Raw genomic sequence first — 17074 nt, forward strand, 5'->3', positions numbered from 1 at the left:
GAGATTTGCCGTCTCGCATTCGAGCAATAGAGCCGCGAGTGTCGGTGACCTTGCGGTCGCCTTCCACTAAGCGGGCGCCGTCTCCCGAACGAAATGCCTGGCGAAACCGCGTTCATAGGCAGGCGGACCGGAACAAAATCGGCATCGCGCATCGCACTGGGAATCTCGTCCGACATTGGTTCTCCAACCGGCCTCTGCGGATTGCCGAAAACCGACCGGCGGTCGCCTATCTCCACAATCTCTCCCGGATATATGACAGCGACGCGATGGGCGATGCGCTCCACGACCGCCATGTCATGGCTGATAAGCAGAATGGCGATCACGCTGCAGATCCATCCGCAGGTTGCTAGGCTGGGCCTAGATCGTGACCTCGAGCGAGGCCCACCGCTTCATCGGCGATGAGGAGACGGGGATCCAGCGCCAAAGGCCTGGCGATGCAGATGCGCTGTCGTTGACCGCCAGAAAGGCATGTGGATAGCGTTCGAGATGCTCGGGCTTGGCCAGTAGGTCGGCGGCCCGTTCACGCGCAGCACGATACGACTAGTCTCGAGGACCGCAGACCGACCATTGGTTCGCGCGGGTCAATGAACAGTGGGAGGTGGCGATCTGGTATCAGCGGCGAAATGCTGGCGAGCGTGTGCGCCGCGCCACGGTCATTCGGATCGCGGATACGTCACGCGACTAGAAGGCGACCTTCAGTCCGAGCTTGGCGCCGATGGTGGAACTGTCGGACGACACCTTGCCACGGACTTCGCCGTTGACGGTCGTCAACTCCGAGACCTTCAGGTTGAACCCGGCTGATAGCGCCGCGGAAAAATCGGCATCGTCAAAGGAAATCGTCCTGGTGTCGATTTCGGTCGTGTTCTTGTAACTGAAACGCTGCTGCAATTCGGCCCTTGCATAGGGGCTGAACACCATTCCGTTGCTTAGCTTGTAATCGCCATAGATCCCAGGCTCGAGCTTAAACGCGCCAAAGGAAAGCCGGCTCTTGCCGAACTGGTTGCCGCCGCTGTCGGTAAAGGGATCGCCTCGGAATGACACGCCAAGCAGGCCGCCACGCAGGTCAAAACGGGTGCGCTCGCCCAAGGTGAAGATGTGGCCGACCGATCCCGTAACCGCATAGCCCTCGGTGTCATAGCTGCCGGTGGTGCCGAGCACGCCGTTGGTCACGTCGCTACCGCCGAAGAAGCCGGAGGCGGAGACCAGGGCGTAGTTGTAGTCCTTGCGCAACAGCGCGTAGCCGCCGAACATGCCGGCCTTATTCGTGCCTTCGCCTATGGCGTCAAATCCGCCGAACGCGCCAAGGTTGACATCTGTCGAGGCATAGCCGGCGAAAACACCGATGTTGAGGCCATACTCATTGTCGAACTGGAAATGCTTGGCGGCATTGAAATCCAGGCTGATCGCGGCCGAAAAATCATTGGCATCGAACCTCGGACCAGGGCCATTCAAACCACCGCCACTGATAGTGTAGCCGTCATGCTCGGTATGAGCGAATTGGCCGGAGGCAAAGACGCCGAAGCTGGACGAAACCGGCACCATTCCAGATCCGGATGCGGGCGAAAGGGGGAGGTCAGCATCGATCGCGTCGCGGTTTATGCCGTAGAGAGCATCGATTGCCACCGTGACCGCGCCGGCGTTGGTGGCGCTGATCGGCGCCGCCGCAATACCGAAATTGGCCGGCGTGGCGCGCAGGAACAAGCCGCCATTCGGGCCAGTGACGATCGCATAGGTGAAAAGTGAGCCCAGCGTGCCTGGAGTGCCTTGGATGTTGAAAATCCCGGCAATCGGCCCGCCGGTCGAGACGATGATCGGAATATCGGTCGCCTGCGTGAATTGGGGCGTGCCCAGTAGGTTGACGATGATGGTGTTGACGCCGGTGGCCGAAAATGCGTTGGCGACGAGTTGGTCCGACTGCAAAGTCTGTTGATTGATGTCGAGACCGATGCTTGCTCCGTTGAGGGTGAGGCCGCCCAGCGTCAACACGTCATCGGCGGCACCGTCTGTCATGTTGATCAGCGAATTCGTCGCGATGATCGAACCTGGCATAGTGACGTTGCCGTTGATGAACAGCGTCGAGCCATTGCCGAGGTTCAGTTGGTTGATGCCTTGCGTGCCACCGCTGAAACGGAGCGTGGAATGATCGGCGGAGAAACTATCGAACCCGGCGAAATTCTGGCTTTTGCCCCCGGCAGCGAGGTCGGTATCGGTGACGGTGCCATTGGCATTGGTTCCGCTGAAAAGGACGTGATCGCTCAGATTGAGCGGATCGACCGCGCCGGATCCGTTGATGATGAGCGTGTCGGGTCCAAGGCCGGTGATGTCACCGCCGATGGTGCCGCCGGAGAGCTGGACGTGGTCGGCGTCGATACCACCCTTGATGGTGCCGCCGGAAACCGAAACTTGGTCGAATCCGGCACCGCCGCTGACATTGCCGTCGACGGTGCCGCCAGAGACCGTGATCGTGTCGTTGCCGTCGTCCCCCGAAACGGTGGATCCGATGGTACCGCCGCTGATGACAATCACATCGTCACCGGCGTCGCCGATGACCTCTCCCGCAAGCGCGCCGCCCGAGACGAATATCTGATCGTTGCCGGCGTTGCCTTCCAAAAAGCTGTTTACGGCACCCCCGCGCAGAGCGATGACATCATCGCCGGCCCCACCGCTCACCGAACCCGCGAGCGAGCCACCCGTCATGGTGAAGGTGTCGTTACCGTCCTCCAGTCCGACGGAGTCCGGTCCATCCACGTTCGGATCAATCCCTAGGATGGCATTGCCCGAAATTGATACGATATCGTTCTGGCTGCCAGCAAAGATCGAGCCGTCGATCCTGCCGCCGCTCACGTCAAAGCTGTTGCCGCCGCCTTCGCCGAACACCGAACCGATTACATGACCCGCGGTCATGTTGAAAAGATCGGCGCCCTCAGCGAGGTCGACGCGGCCCGGCGCCGCGGTCGTTCCGATGGTGCCGCCGTTAATGTCGACGGTGTCGTTGCCTTCGTTGCCGAATATGCTGCCACCGACGGTGGCGTTGTCGCTCACCGTTATCGTGTCGTTTCCGACATCTCCGTCAACATCGAGATCGACTGTGGCATTGCCGTTGATCGTGATGCGGTCGTCGCCTGCGTTTCCCGTCACGGAGCTCTGGACCGCACCACCGCTGATGTCCAGCGTGTCGTTGCCATCGTCACCGCTCAGGCTGCCGTCGAGGACCCCACCGGTCATGGTGAAACGGTCATCGCCGTCGCCAAGCCCAATGGCACCTCCTCCTTCCGAATCGCCGTAAACAATGGCGCCATTCTTGACGGTGACGCTGTCGGCGCCTCCATTTGTCAAAACAGAACCCACGACAATGCCGCCGTCGCCATCGCCGACGCTTGTATCGGTGCCCATGGTGATGGTGTCGATGCCATCGCCGCCGATGACTGAGCCGTCAATTTCACCGCCGGTCATCTCCAGCGAATTGTTGCCTTCGCCAAGGTAGATGGTGAAAATGCTGCCGCTGTGGATGATGACCGTGTCATCGCCCGCCCCAGTGTCGAGATTGGCGTCGACGTGCGGCGCGAACGGCTCACCGTTGAAAACCCCATCGGACATTTCGAACCGATCGTTGCCGCCAAGGAGTTGGATGGTTCCCGCTCCCGGCTGTAAGGAGGTCGTGGCCTGCGAGGTTATCGGCGGCAGGCCACTGACGTTGGGTGTAGGCGTACCGTTGTTGAGGATGCCGCCAACGATGTTCACAATGTCGTCGCCATTGCCATCATAGTCGTTGACGATGACAGTCGACGAGCTGTTGTCTTGCCCTTGGTAACCCTCGAACCCCGTCGTGAATACGCCCCCGACGTCCTGGACAGTTCCGGCTGTGTTGCACGCGACCGTGACCGACGTCGTTTGGAATGTCGTTACGGCGGAGATGCCTGACCCGACTGTTGTCGAGGCGCCTTCCGCGGTGGCGGTGCAGGCTGCCGCGCCAGACATTTGGAACGTGGACGCTGCCGCTAACGCAAGCAACGAGACACCCCCCAGTTGATAGACCCTGCGCGGCACTCTCATTCGACCTCACTTACGAGAAATCGATACCGTCACAAATCAGGCTATTAAAATCGCTCGTCGACCCATCTGGTGGGTTCGATGCCTTGCTGACCGGAAGTGTACGCGGCGCGCTGCCCTATGGCAATGGAAAGGCGTTCGCCCCCAGACCATTGTAACGCCATATGTGGCGACAAGGTCACTATCCAAAACTCGGATCGAGCTGCTGACATGGCAGTACATCAACGTCAAAGGAGACTATTATAGTTCAGAATAGGCTGCCGAAACGGTCATATCTCCTGCATGGGCGACCTTGCGGTCAAAGCTTGCCCATATTTCGCCGCCACATTGCTGCGCCCAGCGGTGGCAGAAAGAGAAATCGGTAGGCAAATCCACATCGGGCGTCACGATCTTTGAAAAAGGCGTCAGAAAGCTGTCGAACTGTGCGCTGTATTTGTTATGTTTGTAGCGAGACCGGTTCACCGTTTCTGGCAGCTTCTCGATTATCTCGGTGACGCAGTCGCGGGAAACCAGAAAGACGCCCGTGCCGCATAGCGACACCCGGACGAAGCCGCTCATCTCCTGCCGGGGTTCGATGATGGTTCCAACGAACTCCAGACTCCGTGCAAAGGCCTTGTCGAAGGGCAGTTTCGACAGCGAGTGAAGTCTGCGGAGATCGATCAGACGCCGAGGATACAAAGTGCCGACCACCGGCTTCTCAAGCGCCAGCATCGCGGCGATGAGATCAGGCGAAAAGCCCATGTCGCTGTCGATCATCAGGATGTGGCTGCAATCCGGTTTGTTGTAGTAGAAATTGGTCAGCAGATAGTTGCGGGAAAATGGGATATCCGTGTACTCGATTTCGGACAGCGTGAAGGCGTAGCTGGACAGGCTCTTGTGGGTCAGGGCCGCGAACAAGCTGCGGACGAACACGCTTTTGTAGGCTGCTCCATAAACCGGTAGCGCAAGGTTGATCTTGATCGGCATCTTGTCCTCCACAATCCAGCGACTGAGCCCATACAAGTCCCTTTCTTCTATCTTTGAAACGCGTCTTGGTATAAAATCTGCTGACCTTTGGGGGGCGCAGGTCCAGACGCTCGGGCACGCTTGCGTTTGCGTCGTGGTGCGCTGTTTCGAAAGTTGCGAGATCAACATTGACGCAGGCCGGAACGAGCATGCTGACATGACCCATCGCCTCAGACTGCTGTTTCGCATCCCGCTGCTTCTGCTTCTGATGTTCCTTGGCTCGGCTGGCGCTCGCGCCGCGGTCGAACAGACCCCGTCGCCGCAACCACGCAACCGGCTGGCGATCGTCATTGGCAATTCGAGCTATCAAAGCACCCGGCTTGAGCATCTCCCCAATGCGACGAACGATGCCATAAGGCTTTCAGAGAGCTTGAAGCGGCTGAATTTCGAAGTCCTGACTGGGACCGATCTTTCGACCGATGGTTTTGCCAAACTCCTGCAAGACGCTGATGCGCGATTGCCCGGCGCCAGTGCCGTTCTGATTTTCTACGCAGGTCACGGCGTCCAATTGAATGGCGAAAACTACCTGCTGTCGGTCGATACGCCCGATCCTGAAAGCCTGGAAAAACTGACGGGCAGCGCCATCAAGTTAAATGATGTGATCGCGCGGTTCGCGCGCCGCGATCGCCAGACATTCATATTCCTGGACGCCTGCCGCAACAATCCGCTCGGTTCCGGCCCAGGCGCGAGCAATGGTCTGGCGCAAGTTGAGGTCGGTGAAAACACATTCGTTGCTTTTGCCACTCAGCCTGGCAATGTCACGGCCGATGGTGGCGGCGAAAACAGCCCGTTCACCACTGCACTGCTGAAGAATGTCGAGATCCCCGGGCTCAGCATTTCGGACATGATGATCCGCGTGCGCAACGAAACGGAAGCGCTGACGGTCGGGCGTCAAGTACCTTGGGATCAATCGAACCTGCGCGAGCAGTTCTATTTCACTGAGCAACAGGTACTCGATCCGGGACAGTTGAGCGCAAGCCTTTCACGCATCCTGGCAGACCCCACAGCTAAGAAGAGGTTGCAGGTTGAACTTGCCTCAAATGATCTGCAAACAGCCGTGGTCATCGTTGGACAGACATTGCGGTCGGTCGAGATTCCGGCACCGTCATCCAGTTTGGCGGCGCCTGTTGGCACTCAGGTTGCCAACATGTCACCCACTGAAGGGGTTGAAGACGCTCGCCAAAGTGTCGTCTCCGGTCTCGAAACCCTTATAATCGGCGCCTCCGCGGGCGTAGCGGACAAGGACAGGACGGCCGATCTTGCACGCAACGTTCAGACGGAACTTCGTCGCCTGGGCTGCTATCGGATGCAGGTTGATGGGGACTGGGGCGCGGGCTCAATTCGTGCTCTCACCGACTATTACAAAAACACCAAGCAGGTCGCAGCAACGACCGAGCCAAGCGTCGGACTGCTCGGCGATCTATTTCTGCGCTCAGGCAGAATCTGCAAGCAACCGGTCATCGTCAAGGCCAAGCCGGCCAAAGTGGCCTCGGATGCCGCCCCGTCGCGAAACACCTCCGGCGGCATGACAGCGAAGCGCTCGCAGGCCGCGCCGAGACGCCCCGCAGCTCCCCCACCCGACATTTCAGGCGGCATCGGCATTGGCGGTGTATTCTAGGCAGGGCCGCCTTTGCTCACCGGCCAAGTTGGCCGTAAACCGGCAAAAAATGGGCAACCCCAACCTCACGAGGTTTTTCATGCGGCGCACGGTCGGTGGAGGCGAAGGCCGGTTATTCGATCGCCTACCAAGCGGAGGTCGAGGCTGTGACAGCGGCTTTGAAGATTCAGGACAGACTCCCGCGTACGCTTGCAAACTCACTTTTCGGCGTTGTCTCCAAGCTCGAGATAATCGTTGCCGCAGATAGCGACATCGACGGCCCGACAGATTTTCCCTGGCCACACATTGAGTGGATCCTGCATGCCTTGAAGGCAACGCCGGAAGTGTGCCGCCTGAGCGGCCGGACCGATCCATCGTGCAGGCGGATTGTCGGCGATATCAAACAATCGCCGCCGATCTGGTCGGACTAGAAAAACACTCCGCTGACCTCCATTTCGGTTCAGTTGGAGACTTCAATCCCGCCTGATTGAATGTCCGCTATCGGCTCTCGATGCGAGAATTCTGTCAGTCCGCTCCCGGCCTTGTGTCCACCCCAAAGGTCGTTTTCTCTCCGGCAACTCCTTGCGAAGCGCACGGAGATTTGACGTCAAAACGTTCGGCGGTGTCGGACGACCGTTGTTTATGACCCTGCAATCGTCTTGCGACGGCCGGTTGGGGTGGAAAGCGCCCATTTAGGGGACTAGACTTAGCGACCATGCTGGAACCGCTGGATCGAACCTATGGATTGCGGATGGCGGAATCGTTTCGTTCAAGGGATTCGATTATCCGACACGCATGGCCGTCGTGCGTCTTGCCGATGGGGGGCTGTGGTTGTGGTCACCGGTCGAAAGGACGGCTGCGATCGAGGGTGAGATTCGAGCGCTGGGTCCTGTCCGGCATATCGTCAGCCCCAACAAGCTGCATTACCTTTTTTGGGGTGAGTGGCAGGCCGCATTCCCGGCCGTGAATTTGTGGGCGACGGCGGCGACAATCGCCAGCGCAGGCAACTCCGCTTTTCGGGGGTACTGGCCAGCGATCCGCCCGCCGAGTGGAGTGGGCAGATCGACCAGTTCTATTTCACCAATTCGCCATTCATGGACGAACTGATCTTCTTTCAGCGCGCATCGCGTACCGCTATCATCGCCGACCTCTCACAGAGCTTCAGCGAGACGTTCTTGAAACACCATTGGCCATGGTGGATGCGGCCAATCGCAAGACTTTCGAGAATGGTCGAAGGCTGGGGCTATCCGCCGATCGACTATCGCCTCAGTTTCCGCAACCGCGCAACCGCGCGCCCAAAGCTTCGTGAGTTGATCGGAAAACATCCCGAGCACGTCGTCGTGGCACATGGTGAGGTTGTCAGGACGGGTGGCGAAGCCTTTTTGCGGCGTGGCTTTTCATGGCTGCTCCATTAGTCCCAACGTCGCCAATTGGACGGTTGCCGAATGGCAGCTATCCGCTGACCTTACACAACAGCGGACGGTCGTCCGGCCCCAACCAGTCGAGCTTCCCCTTGGTCAACAAGCCTTTATCGACTCTTTTTGTAGGATAAGGTAGAGACACGCCTTGCATTGAACACTAGCCCTTCTCCTGGTCCGAAGGTTCGCCAGACCGTACGAGATCATACGAAGGATACGGGTTGGCTAGCCATCCGGTAAGCCATTGGATTTGTTGAGGAAATTTACACCCTCCGGGCCCACCATTGTTGTTATTTACCAATAGCGTACGGGCAAGTTCGCCCGCGGGTTCGCCAAACGGGATATTGCCGTCCCGGGAGCATAATGATCGTGACGCAGAAAGGGATCACCCTGAAAGACGTGGCCGCCGCGGCCAACGTTTCGCGCGCCACGGCGGCGCGGGCGCTCAACAGTTATGGTTACGTCGGCGACGGCACGGCTTTGCGCGTGCTGGAAGCCGCCGAGCGACTGGGCTATCGCGCCAACCTCGTCGCGCAGGCGCTGCGCAGCGGGCAGCTGCCGATCGTCGGCTTCATTCCCGGCGACATCCAGAATCCGTTCTTCGCGCGCATTGCCCATGATATCGAGGCGGAACTGCGCAGGCACCGCCACAATCTTCTGATCGCCAGCAGCGAAGAGAATGTCGAACAGGAAAAGGAACTGCTCGAAAGCCTGCGTTCGCTCAGCATCCGTGGCTTCATTCTTGCGCCGACCTCGGCGACGGACAGCCAGCATATCGTGCAGCTCGCCCGTGAGGGCACGCCGGTCGTGCTGATCGACCGTGTCGTCAAGGAAGTGCACTGCGACAGCGTCGTCGTCGACAATGAAGGCGGTGCGCGCGCGGCCGTGGACTACCTGGTTGCCAATGGCCATGAGCGCATCGGCCTGTTGCGGGACGAATCGCGCATCTTCACCGCGCAGGAGCGCCTTGCCGGTTACCAGTATTCGCTTGCGGCGCATGGCATCGCCCTCGACCCGTCGCTGGTCAGCGTGTCACGCTCGACCGTGGAACATGCTGTCGAAGCCACCATTCGACTGTTCAGCCGCCGCGATCGTCCGACCGCCCTGTTCACCGTGGACAGCCTGATGACCCAAGGCGCGTTGCTCGGCCTGCGGTCGATGGGACTGTCGATCCCGCATGATGTTTCGCTGGTCGGGTTCGACGATTTCAACCTCGCCACCTTCACCGATCCCCAGATCACCGTCATTGCGCAGCCGACAGCCGAAATAGGGCCGCTTGCCGCCAAAATGCTGCTCGACCGCCTGGCCGGCAAGAAGCTGGCCCCGCGCCACACGCGCTTCCCGACCCGTCTCATCGTTCGCGGCTCGGTCTCGCGGCGGCTGCACGGGCGCTGATCGCCCGATCCAAATAGGCTCTTCCGCGAATTCGTCCGGCAGGGGACTTGCCAACCTCTGAAATGCGTGCGTTAAATATGTGAGATCGATCTCACAATCAGCCTGATCGATGGTGGCCGCGGCGATCGCCGGCGGTGCCTGCAACGAGCGGACGCCCTGCCGCAGCGAAAATACGAGGAAGACCTGCATGCTCAATTTTGACAAAGACCGCTTCATCAAGATCCAGAGCGGAGCCGTCTCCTTCGCCGGAGAGGCGAGGGCGCTCATGCACCGGCTGCTCGCGGATGGCGTCGAGCGGCTCTATTTCATGGGGACCGGTGGCGTGCAGCTTCTGACCCTTCCAGCGATCGAGCTGGCCGAGCGCCGTACGAGCTTCCCCGTGCGGGGAGAATATCCGGCGCAGGTCGTGCTTGATCCGCCCGCCGGGCTGGACCGGAAGTCGCTCGTCGTCATTCCCTCGCTGTCGGGCACGACCAGGGAAAGCGTGCAGCTGCTTTCCTTCCTGAAGCAGAGAGGCGTGCGCACGCTCTCGCTCACCGGCCATTCCGACACGCCGCTTGCCAGGGAAGCCGATTTCACCTTCACGAACTTCGCGGAGGACGACACCTCTTCGGAATCCTTCTATCTGCAGTCGCTGCTGATTGTGCTGGCACTGCTGGCCGAGCGCGGCGAATACGAGGACTTCGACGCCACCGTGGCCGAGCTCAAGAGACTGCCGGAACTGCTGGTTGGGGCAAAGGCGGCCTACGAAGACAGCGCGGCGAAACTCGCCGACACGATCAAGAACGAAACCTATCACATCTTCACCGGCGCCGGCTCCGTCTGGCCGCAAGCCTACTATTACGGCATGTGCATTCTGGAAGAGATGCAGTGGATCAGGACCAGACCGGTCCATGCCGCCGACTTCTTCCACGGCACGCTGGAGCTGGTCGAACCGGGTGTGAGCGTATTCCTCTTCAAGGGGGAAGATGCCAGCCGTCCGCTGGGTGATCGCGTCGAAAATTTCATCAAGCGATACACCGACAAGGTGCACGTTCTCGATGCCGCGTCGGTCGAACTGCCCGGTATCTCGCCTGCTGTCCGCAAGCTGATCTCGCCGATCGTGCTTGCGACGTTGCTGGAACGGGTGAGCGCGCATCTGGAAGTGTTGCGCAATCACCCGCTGACGACGCGCCGCTACTACAAGCGCGTCGAATACTGATCACCTCACCTCATAAAAACGAAGAAGGGAACTGATCATGAAATATCCAACACAGGCGGCAATCGCCGCGCTTGCCGCGGCATCGGCACTGGGTCTGACAATGGGACAGGGTATCGGCGCCGAGGCGGTCCAGGCCGATCCGAACGCTAAGGTCGATTACCAGGGAACGCTGTCGGTCCTGACGAAATTCGGCGCGCAGCAGCTGGCGCCCTACTTCGTCGGCGTCGCCCAGGACTATGAGAAGCTTCATCCCGGCGTGAAAGTCGAACTCATCCAGGAAAGCGACGACAGCGTCAAGGACAAGACCAAAACGCTGGTCGCGTCGAACTCGCTCCCGGACATCTACTTTTCCTGGACCGGCAGCTGGGGCGGAAACTTCGTGCGCGGCCATCGCGCCGTCGACCTGACCCCGGTCATCGGGCCCGATACCGAGTGGGGCAAGACACTGACGCCGGCGGCCGTTCAGGCCTTCATGTACAATGGCAAATACTACGGCATTCCGCTCTATCTCGACGCAAAATTCATGGGCTACAACAAGCAGGCGTTCTCCAAACTCGGCCTGAGCGCGCCCAAAACCTTCGAGGAGCTCCTGTCGTCCTGCGAGACGATCCGGAAATCGGGCATGACGCCGATCTCTTTCGGCAACAAGGAGGCCTGGCCGGCAATCCACTATGTGGGGCAGCTGCTCGCCTACGACGTTCCGCAGGCGGTACTCGAGAAGGATTTCGACCCCGGCACGGCGGACTATAGCGACCCGGGCTATGTCGCCGCGCTCACCCAGTACAAGCAGCTCATCGACAGTTGCACGGATGGCGGCGCCTCGGTGAACGGCACCTCCTATTCGTCGGCCATCCAGACCTTCAGCAACACGAAATCGGCCATGTACTACCAGGAAATCATCGAGTTCGATCAGAGCGCGTCGGCGGATTCCGCTTTGAAAGTATCCGATCTGGGCTTCTTCACCTTGCCTGTGCCGAACGGCGCGAAGGGCGACGCGAAAGCGATCGAAGGCGCGCCGGAGGGCTACATGATCAGTTCCGCCTCCAGCAACATCCCGCTGGCGATCGACTTCATGAAATTCGTCACGTCCAAGCAGAATGGCCAGGTGCTCTCGGCTCCGCCCTACGGGCAGCCCAGCGCGACCATCGGCGGGGCGTCGGAAGCCAACATGAACCCGTCCGTCGTGGCCGGCCTCAAGGAGATCGCCTCCGCTTCCTACCTGATGCCGTGGCTGGACACGGTGAACCCGCCGCGCGTGGCCTCCGCCTGGCTGTCCAGCCTCCAGGCCCTCACCGGCGGCTCGATGACGCCGGAACAGGTCATGGAGCAGGTCAAGCAGGCGGCCGCGGCATCGAAATAGGCCAATGGCGAATCCCGGTCTGGCCAGAATGGAAGGCGCTGCCTTGAGCAACGCCAAGGGCGAGCCGGCGGCGAAAGCCGGCCGCCGGTTCCGCCACTGGGGCTCGCTCCGGTGGGTCGCCGTTGCGGTGATCCTGGTCGGCTGGTTCGTGTATTACCCGATCGTCGACAACTTCATCGTCAGCACCACCGACGAGGATATTTTTACCGGCGAGACCACGAATATCGGCCTCGCCAACTATGAGCGGCTGCTGCACGACCCGGTCGTCTGGGTGGCGTTGTGGAACAACACGCTCTACGCGTTGATCTCCATCGTCTTCCAGGTCGGCGGCGCCTTCGTGTTGGCGGCGCTGATCGAGGGGCTGGGCAGCGAGCGGCAAAGGCGCTTCTGGCGGGCGATTTATTTCATTCCTTCCGCGATCTCGATCACCGTGACCGGCCTGCTGTTTTATTTCATCTACCAGCCGGATATCGGGCTCTTGAACGCCGGGCTCAGGCGCATTGGCCTGGAACAACTCATCCAGCCCTGGCTCGGCGGCGAGCACACGGCGATCTACGCGATCATCGCGATGAGCCAGTGGCAGGGCTTCGGCTATTCGACGCTCCTGTTCGCGATCGCGATCCAGAAGATTCCGCGCGATCTCTATGATGCCGCGGTCATGGACGGAGCCGGACCGCTGCGCAGGCTGTGGAGCGTGACGCTGCCGCTGACCCGCGAGATGACCGGCCTGATGATCATTGTCACCATCACCGGCGCGTTCCAGGTGTTCAACGAGGTCATGGTCATGACCGCCGGCGGCCCCAACAACCGCAGCCAGGTGCTTGGCACATGGCTTTACCAGCAGGGCTTCATCCAGAACAATTTCGGCTACGGCGCCGCGATCGCCGCCGTGATCTTCGCCGTGACCATGATCACCGGAGCGGCCCAGCTTTGGTACACCAGGCGCCGGAGGGTCGAGCTGTGACGGTGATGGCGGCCAGCGGGCGGACCGCGCGCCCGGCCTTCGGGAGCGCTCTTGCGAAAGCCTTTCTGTACTCGTTCCTGATCTGTCTCGGCATCGTCGTGCTTTATCCGCTGGTCTGGATGGCGCTCAACGGCTTCAAGGATAATGGGCAGATCTTCGGCGACCCGTTCGCGCTGCCGTCGCGGTGGACCTGGGGCAATTATGTGCAGGCCTGGAACCGGGGCGTCCGCGACTATCTGGTCTCGAGCCTGCTGGTGACCGTCGCTTCAGCGATCTGCACGGTGCTGATCAGCGCCTGGACCGCCTACGGGCTGACGCGAACGCCAATGCCCGGCAAGCCGCTTATCGTCGGCCTGGTTCTTGGCGGCCTCATGCTCAGTCCGACCGTGGCGCTGATCCCGCTGGTGCGGATGCTGCAGGCCATCGGCCTCTACAACACCTACTGGGCGCTGATCATCCTCTACACGGCGTTCCGGATTCCGTTCAGCACCTTCCTGATCCGCGCCTACATGCTTGGGCTGCCGAAGGATCTCGACGAGGCGGCCCGCATCGACGGCGCCAGCGAGGGGCAGATCTTCTGGCGCATCATCCTGCCGCTGTGCCAGCCGATCATCATCTCCTGCATCATCCTGCACGTGCTGTTTGCCTGGAACGAGTATTTGTTCGCGATGGTCTTCACCAATGGATCGGCGGTGCAGACGCTGCCCGTCGGCCTCACCTCGCTGATGTCCAAGAACGGCACCAATTACGGCGTCGTCTTCGCGGCGATGACGATCTCGGCCCTGCCGATCGTCCTGCTTTTCTTCGCCGCACAGCGGTACTTCATCCGCGGCCTCTCCGAAGGCATCGGCAAATAAATCACCGGGAAGGACATCCATGTCGCAATTCAAGGTCGACCAGTTGATTGGGGCCAACTTCGCTTTCCAGCATTACGCATTCGAGCGCGTTGCCGAGATCCTTCGCGGCTTCGGCTTCAAGGAGATCGAGCTTTGGGGCATCGCGCCGCATCTCGACCTGTTTCATGCGACAGACGCGCATGTTCGATCGGTTCGCGAGATACTTGCGCAGAACGGACTGACGGTCTGGTGCTTCACGCCCGAGCAGGTGATCTATCCGATCAACATCGCGTCGGGCGACGGCGCATATCGCCGCGACAGCGTCAGGCGGTTCTGCCGCGCGGCGGACATATGCGCCGAACTGGGCGCCCGATATTTGTTCCTGACGTCCGGGCGTGGATATGAACACGACCCGCCGCAAGAGGCGTGGGCACGGTCGGCCCAGTCGCTCGCGGAGATCGCCGCCCATGCGTCCTCGGTCGGCGTGCGCTGCCTGCTCGAGCCGCTGCAACGCGTCGAAACCAACGTCGTCACCAATGCGGCGGGCCTGCGCGAAATGCTCGACCAGATCGGCGCCGACACCATGGACGTGGTCCTGGACACCGTCGGCATGGCCACTGCCGGCGATACCGTGGCCGACTATGTCAGGCTGTTCGGGCCGCGCCTCGCGCATGTGCAGATCGTCGACGGGCTGCCGGCGGGGCATCTTGTCTGGGGCGACGGCAAGCTTCCGATCGGCCAGTACCTCGACGACCTCGCCGCGTCGGGCTATCGGGGGAAACTGACCTTCGAGCCGTTCGGAAATGGCTCCTATGCTCTGGACCCGGTCGCGGCGTGGACACGCAATCTCAAGGCGATCGAGCCTCACATGACGCGGGCGCCGACAGCAGCATGACCGGAGGAGCATCGCCCAATCTGGTCGCCGTCGGTGACAACTGCCTCGACGTCTATCTCAACAAGGACCTCCTGACGGTGGGCGGGAACGCCCTCAACGTTGCCGTTCAATGGCGCCGCAATGGCTGGAGCGCACGCTATTTCGGCGCCGTTGGCGATGATCCTGAAGGTGAGATAACGCTCCGCGAGATCGAGACCGCCGGGCTGTCCCGCAACGATGTCGAGATGATCTCCGGCGACACGGCTGTAACCTTGCTGCGCGACCAGTCGGGCGACCGTACTTTCCTGTTCGAATCCTTCGGCGTCGGCGAGAATTACATGCCCGCGCCGCGCAACTGGCAGGTCATTTCGAAAGCCGATTGGGTGCATCTGGGCACCAATGCCAACGAGGATCTCGTGCGCCGCCTGGTTCGCGAGCGCGTGCCGTTCAGTCTCGACGTCTCGACCGCGCATCTGGCCTTGCCGCTGGAGGGCGTGCCTCTGGTCTTCGCGTCCGGTCCAGACGAGCCGAGCGTGCCGGTCGAGCCCCTCATGACCGCGCTGCGGTCGGCCGGGGCGCGCCAGGTCGTGCTCACCTGCGGCAGCCGCGGCGCCTATTTCGGCGACAGCCAAGGCGTTCGCCATGTCGAGGCGTCGCCGACCGCCGTCGTGGACACGTGCGGTGCGGGAGACAGCTTTATCGCCACCTTCATCACCGCGTTCTGCTTCGCGGGTCTCGATGCCGACGATGCCATGCAAAAAGCCTCTCTCGACGCCAGCAGGACCTGCACGCATCTCGGCGGCTTCCCGCAGGAACCGCGCCCCATCCCCGACTGGCTGCCGCTGAAATATGCCGACCTGATCAATCGCGAGACGAGGGTCTGACATGGCCACTTTACGGATGAGACAGCCGGCGGTCGCGGCGACAGCCGATCGGTCGTTCTGGCTGCAGGACATTGCCGCTGCCCCGGCCACCCAACCCTTGGTCGGCGGCGAGCAGGCCGACGTGGTGATCGTCGGCGGCGGCTATACCGGGCTGTGGACGGCGTTGCGGATCCGCGACCTGGCTCCCGAAACCCGCGTCATGGTGATCGAGGCCGATCAGTGCGGCTCCGGCGCTTCGGGGCGCAATGGAGGACAGGTGCATTCCTGGTTCGCCGAGCTCGATCAGATCAGCGCCGTCGTCGGCGAGGAGGAGGGGCGGGCGCTTTGCGCCGATAGCGTCGATGCCATCGCAGAGCTGGAGAAACTTCAGCGCGACGGCACGATCGATATGGATCTCCGGCTTGACGGCTGGCTGTGGACGGCCAGCTCCACGGCCCAGGAGGGAGCCTGGAACCGCGCTGTCGCGATGACCGAGGCAGCCGGGGCCAACCGCTTCCGGCAGCTGACCGGCGAGGAGATCAAGCAGCGGACCGGGTCTTCCGCCTCCTATGCCGGCGTCGTCGAGGCGAATGCCGGAACCGTGCATCCAGCCAAGCTGGCCACCGGCCTGCGCGACCTGGCGATCGCTCGCGGCGTCGTCGTCCATGAGCGCAGTCCCGTCACCGAAATCGTGCCCGGCAGGACCTGTGTGGTCCGGACCGCGCAAGGCGCGGTGCGGGCCGAGAAGGTCGTGCTGGCGGCCAATGCCTGGCTGTCGGCGTTGCCCGAACTGCGACGGCATCTTTACGCGGTCGCGAGCCAGGTGGTCGCGACCGCGGAAATCCCTGACTTGCTCGACCGGATCGGCTGGCGAGACGGAGCCTCCATCTGCGACGCGCAGCGCCAGGTCCTCTATTATCAGCGCACCCCGAAAGGCCGGGTGGTCTTCGGCCGCGGCAGCGGCAACATCGCCTATGCGGGCAATTTCGGCCAAAGCTTCAACCGCAGCCCCGAACACGGACGGGACAATATCCGCGAACTGGCCCGCGTCTACCCCGAACTGCGAGGAGTGCCGATCGACTATGATTGGGCGGGCCCGATCGACTGCGTGCCGGAGCATGTTCCCGTCTTCGATCACTTGAAGGGTCATCCCAACATTTTCTTTGGCATGGGCTACAACGGGACCGGCATTGCCCAGACCCCAATCGGCGGCCGCGTCCTCGCCAGCCTTGTTCTGGAACGGAAGGATCGCTGGAGCGGCAGTGGGCTGGTGGGGCTCGATCGGCGCAAGACGATGCCGCCGGAACCGTTCCGCTATCTCGGCGCCAAGCTTGTGCGCGCCGCGATCGCGCGCCGGAACGACGTCGAGATCCGCAACGGGACGCCAGGCGCTTTAACGCGATTCCTGTCGGAACGCACGCCGGGCGGCGGGGGCTAGGCATCTTTAAACCCGCAAGGACCTGTTGTTGCGCCTTTCTGGTGAACACGGGCGCGGACGCTGGCGGTCCGAT

Annotated in this window: 13 protein-coding genes and 2 pseudogenes; 12 read left to right on the forward strand and 3 right to left on the reverse strand. The window is 61.4% G+C overall.

From position 1 onward, the window contains the following. Positions 1–95: 95 nt before the first annotated feature. The 3 genes and pseudogenes from LB554_RS16320 to LB554_RS16330 form a co-directional block, all read right to left on the reverse strand. Positions 96–534, reverse strand: a pseudogene (locus LB554_RS16320) (ATP-binding cassette domain-containing protein); the annotation flags it as partial. A gap of 147 nt (positions 535–681) precedes the next feature. Next, positions 682–3978 (reverse strand): autotransporter, encoded by a 3297-nt coding sequence (locus LB554_RS16325; RefSeq protein ID WP_224585575.1) that lies wholly within the window; start codon positions 3976–3978, stop codon positions 682–684. 312 nt (positions 3979–4290) lie between these two features. After that, positions 4291–5016, reverse strand: coding sequence for a hypothetical protein (locus tag LB554_RS16330; protein ID WP_140789665.1), 726 nt, complete (start codon positions 5014–5016; stop codon positions 4291–4293). Between the two features lie 196 nt (positions 5017–5212). On the opposite strand from LB554_RS16330, the gene LB554_RS16335 reads away from it, so the two are divergent. From LB554_RS16335 to LB554_RS16390, 12 genes and pseudogenes are all read left to right on the forward strand, one after another. Then, complete coding sequence (locus LB554_RS16335) at positions 5213–6673, forward strand: caspase domain-containing protein (protein WP_140789663.1); 1461 nt, start codon at positions 5213–5215, stop codon at positions 6671–6673. Positions 6674–6768: 95 nt separating this feature from the next. Beyond that, on the forward strand, positions 6769–7083 hold the full coding sequence (locus LB554_RS16340; protein WP_181763196.1) for a hypothetical protein: 315 nt from the start codon (positions 6769–6771) through the stop codon (positions 7081–7083). A gap of 364 nt (positions 7084–7447) precedes the next feature. Then, a pseudogene (locus LB554_RS29615) lies at positions 7448–7573 on the forward strand (hypothetical protein); the annotation flags it as partial. Positions 7574–7593: 20 nt separating this feature from the next. After that, the gene (locus LB554_RS16350) at positions 7594–8067 is read left to right on the forward strand and encodes a hypothetical protein (RefSeq protein ID WP_224585647.1); all 474 of its coding nucleotides are present in this window, start codon (positions 7594–7596) and stop codon (positions 8065–8067) included. 366 nt (positions 8068–8433) lie between these two features. Continuing rightward, positions 8434–9465 carry a LacI family DNA-binding transcriptional regulator gene (locus tag LB554_RS16355; protein WP_224585576.1) on the forward strand — a complete coding sequence of 344 codons (1032 nt, stop codon included), beginning with the start codon at positions 8434–8436 and terminating at the stop codon, positions 9463–9465. A 187-nt stretch (positions 9466–9652) separates the two neighbouring features. Further along, positions 9653–10666 carry an SIS domain-containing protein gene (locus LB554_RS16360; RefSeq protein ID WP_140727087.1) on the forward strand — a complete coding sequence of 338 codons (1014 nt, stop codon included), beginning with the start codon at positions 9653–9655 and terminating at the stop codon, positions 10664–10666. Between the two features lie 37 nt (positions 10667–10703). Further along, positions 10704–12026, forward strand: coding sequence for an ABC transporter substrate-binding protein (locus LB554_RS16365; RefSeq protein ID WP_224585577.1), 1323 nt, complete (start codon positions 10704–10706; stop codon positions 12024–12026). Between the two features lie 4 nt (positions 12027–12030). After that, the gene (locus LB554_RS16370) at positions 12031–12990 is read left to right on the forward strand and encodes a carbohydrate ABC transporter permease (RefSeq protein WP_224527425.1); all 960 of its coding nucleotides are present in this window, start codon (positions 12031–12033) and stop codon (positions 12988–12990) included. A 5-nt stretch (positions 12991–12995) separates the two neighbouring features. Next, positions 12996–13847, forward strand: a complete 852-nt coding sequence (locus LB554_RS16375) for a carbohydrate ABC transporter permease (protein WP_041163763.1) — start codon at positions 12996–12998, stop codon at positions 13845–13847. A gap of 19 nt (positions 13848–13866) precedes the next feature. After that, positions 13867–14721, forward strand: coding sequence for a sugar phosphate isomerase/epimerase family protein (locus tag LB554_RS16380; RefSeq protein ID WP_224527422.1), 855 nt, complete (start codon positions 13867–13869; stop codon positions 14719–14721). Continuing rightward, positions 14718–15584 carry a PfkB family carbohydrate kinase gene (locus LB554_RS16385; protein WP_224585578.1) on the forward strand — a complete coding sequence of 289 codons (867 nt, stop codon included), beginning with the start codon at positions 14718–14720 and terminating at the stop codon, positions 15582–15584. The genes LB554_RS16380 and LB554_RS16385 overlap by 4 nt, the downstream gene beginning before the upstream one ends. A 1-nt stretch (position 15585) precedes the next feature. Continuing rightward, complete coding sequence (locus LB554_RS16390) at positions 15586–17001, forward strand: NAD(P)/FAD-dependent oxidoreductase (RefSeq protein ID WP_224585579.1); 1416 nt, start codon at positions 15586–15588, stop codon at positions 16999–17001. Positions 17002–17074 lie beyond the last annotated feature (73 nt).

Source organism: Mesorhizobium sp. CO1-1-11, assembly GCF_020164995.1.
In the GTDB taxonomy this organism is placed as follows: domain Bacteria; phylum Pseudomonadota; class Alphaproteobacteria; order Rhizobiales; family Rhizobiaceae; genus Mesorhizobium; species Mesorhizobium australicum.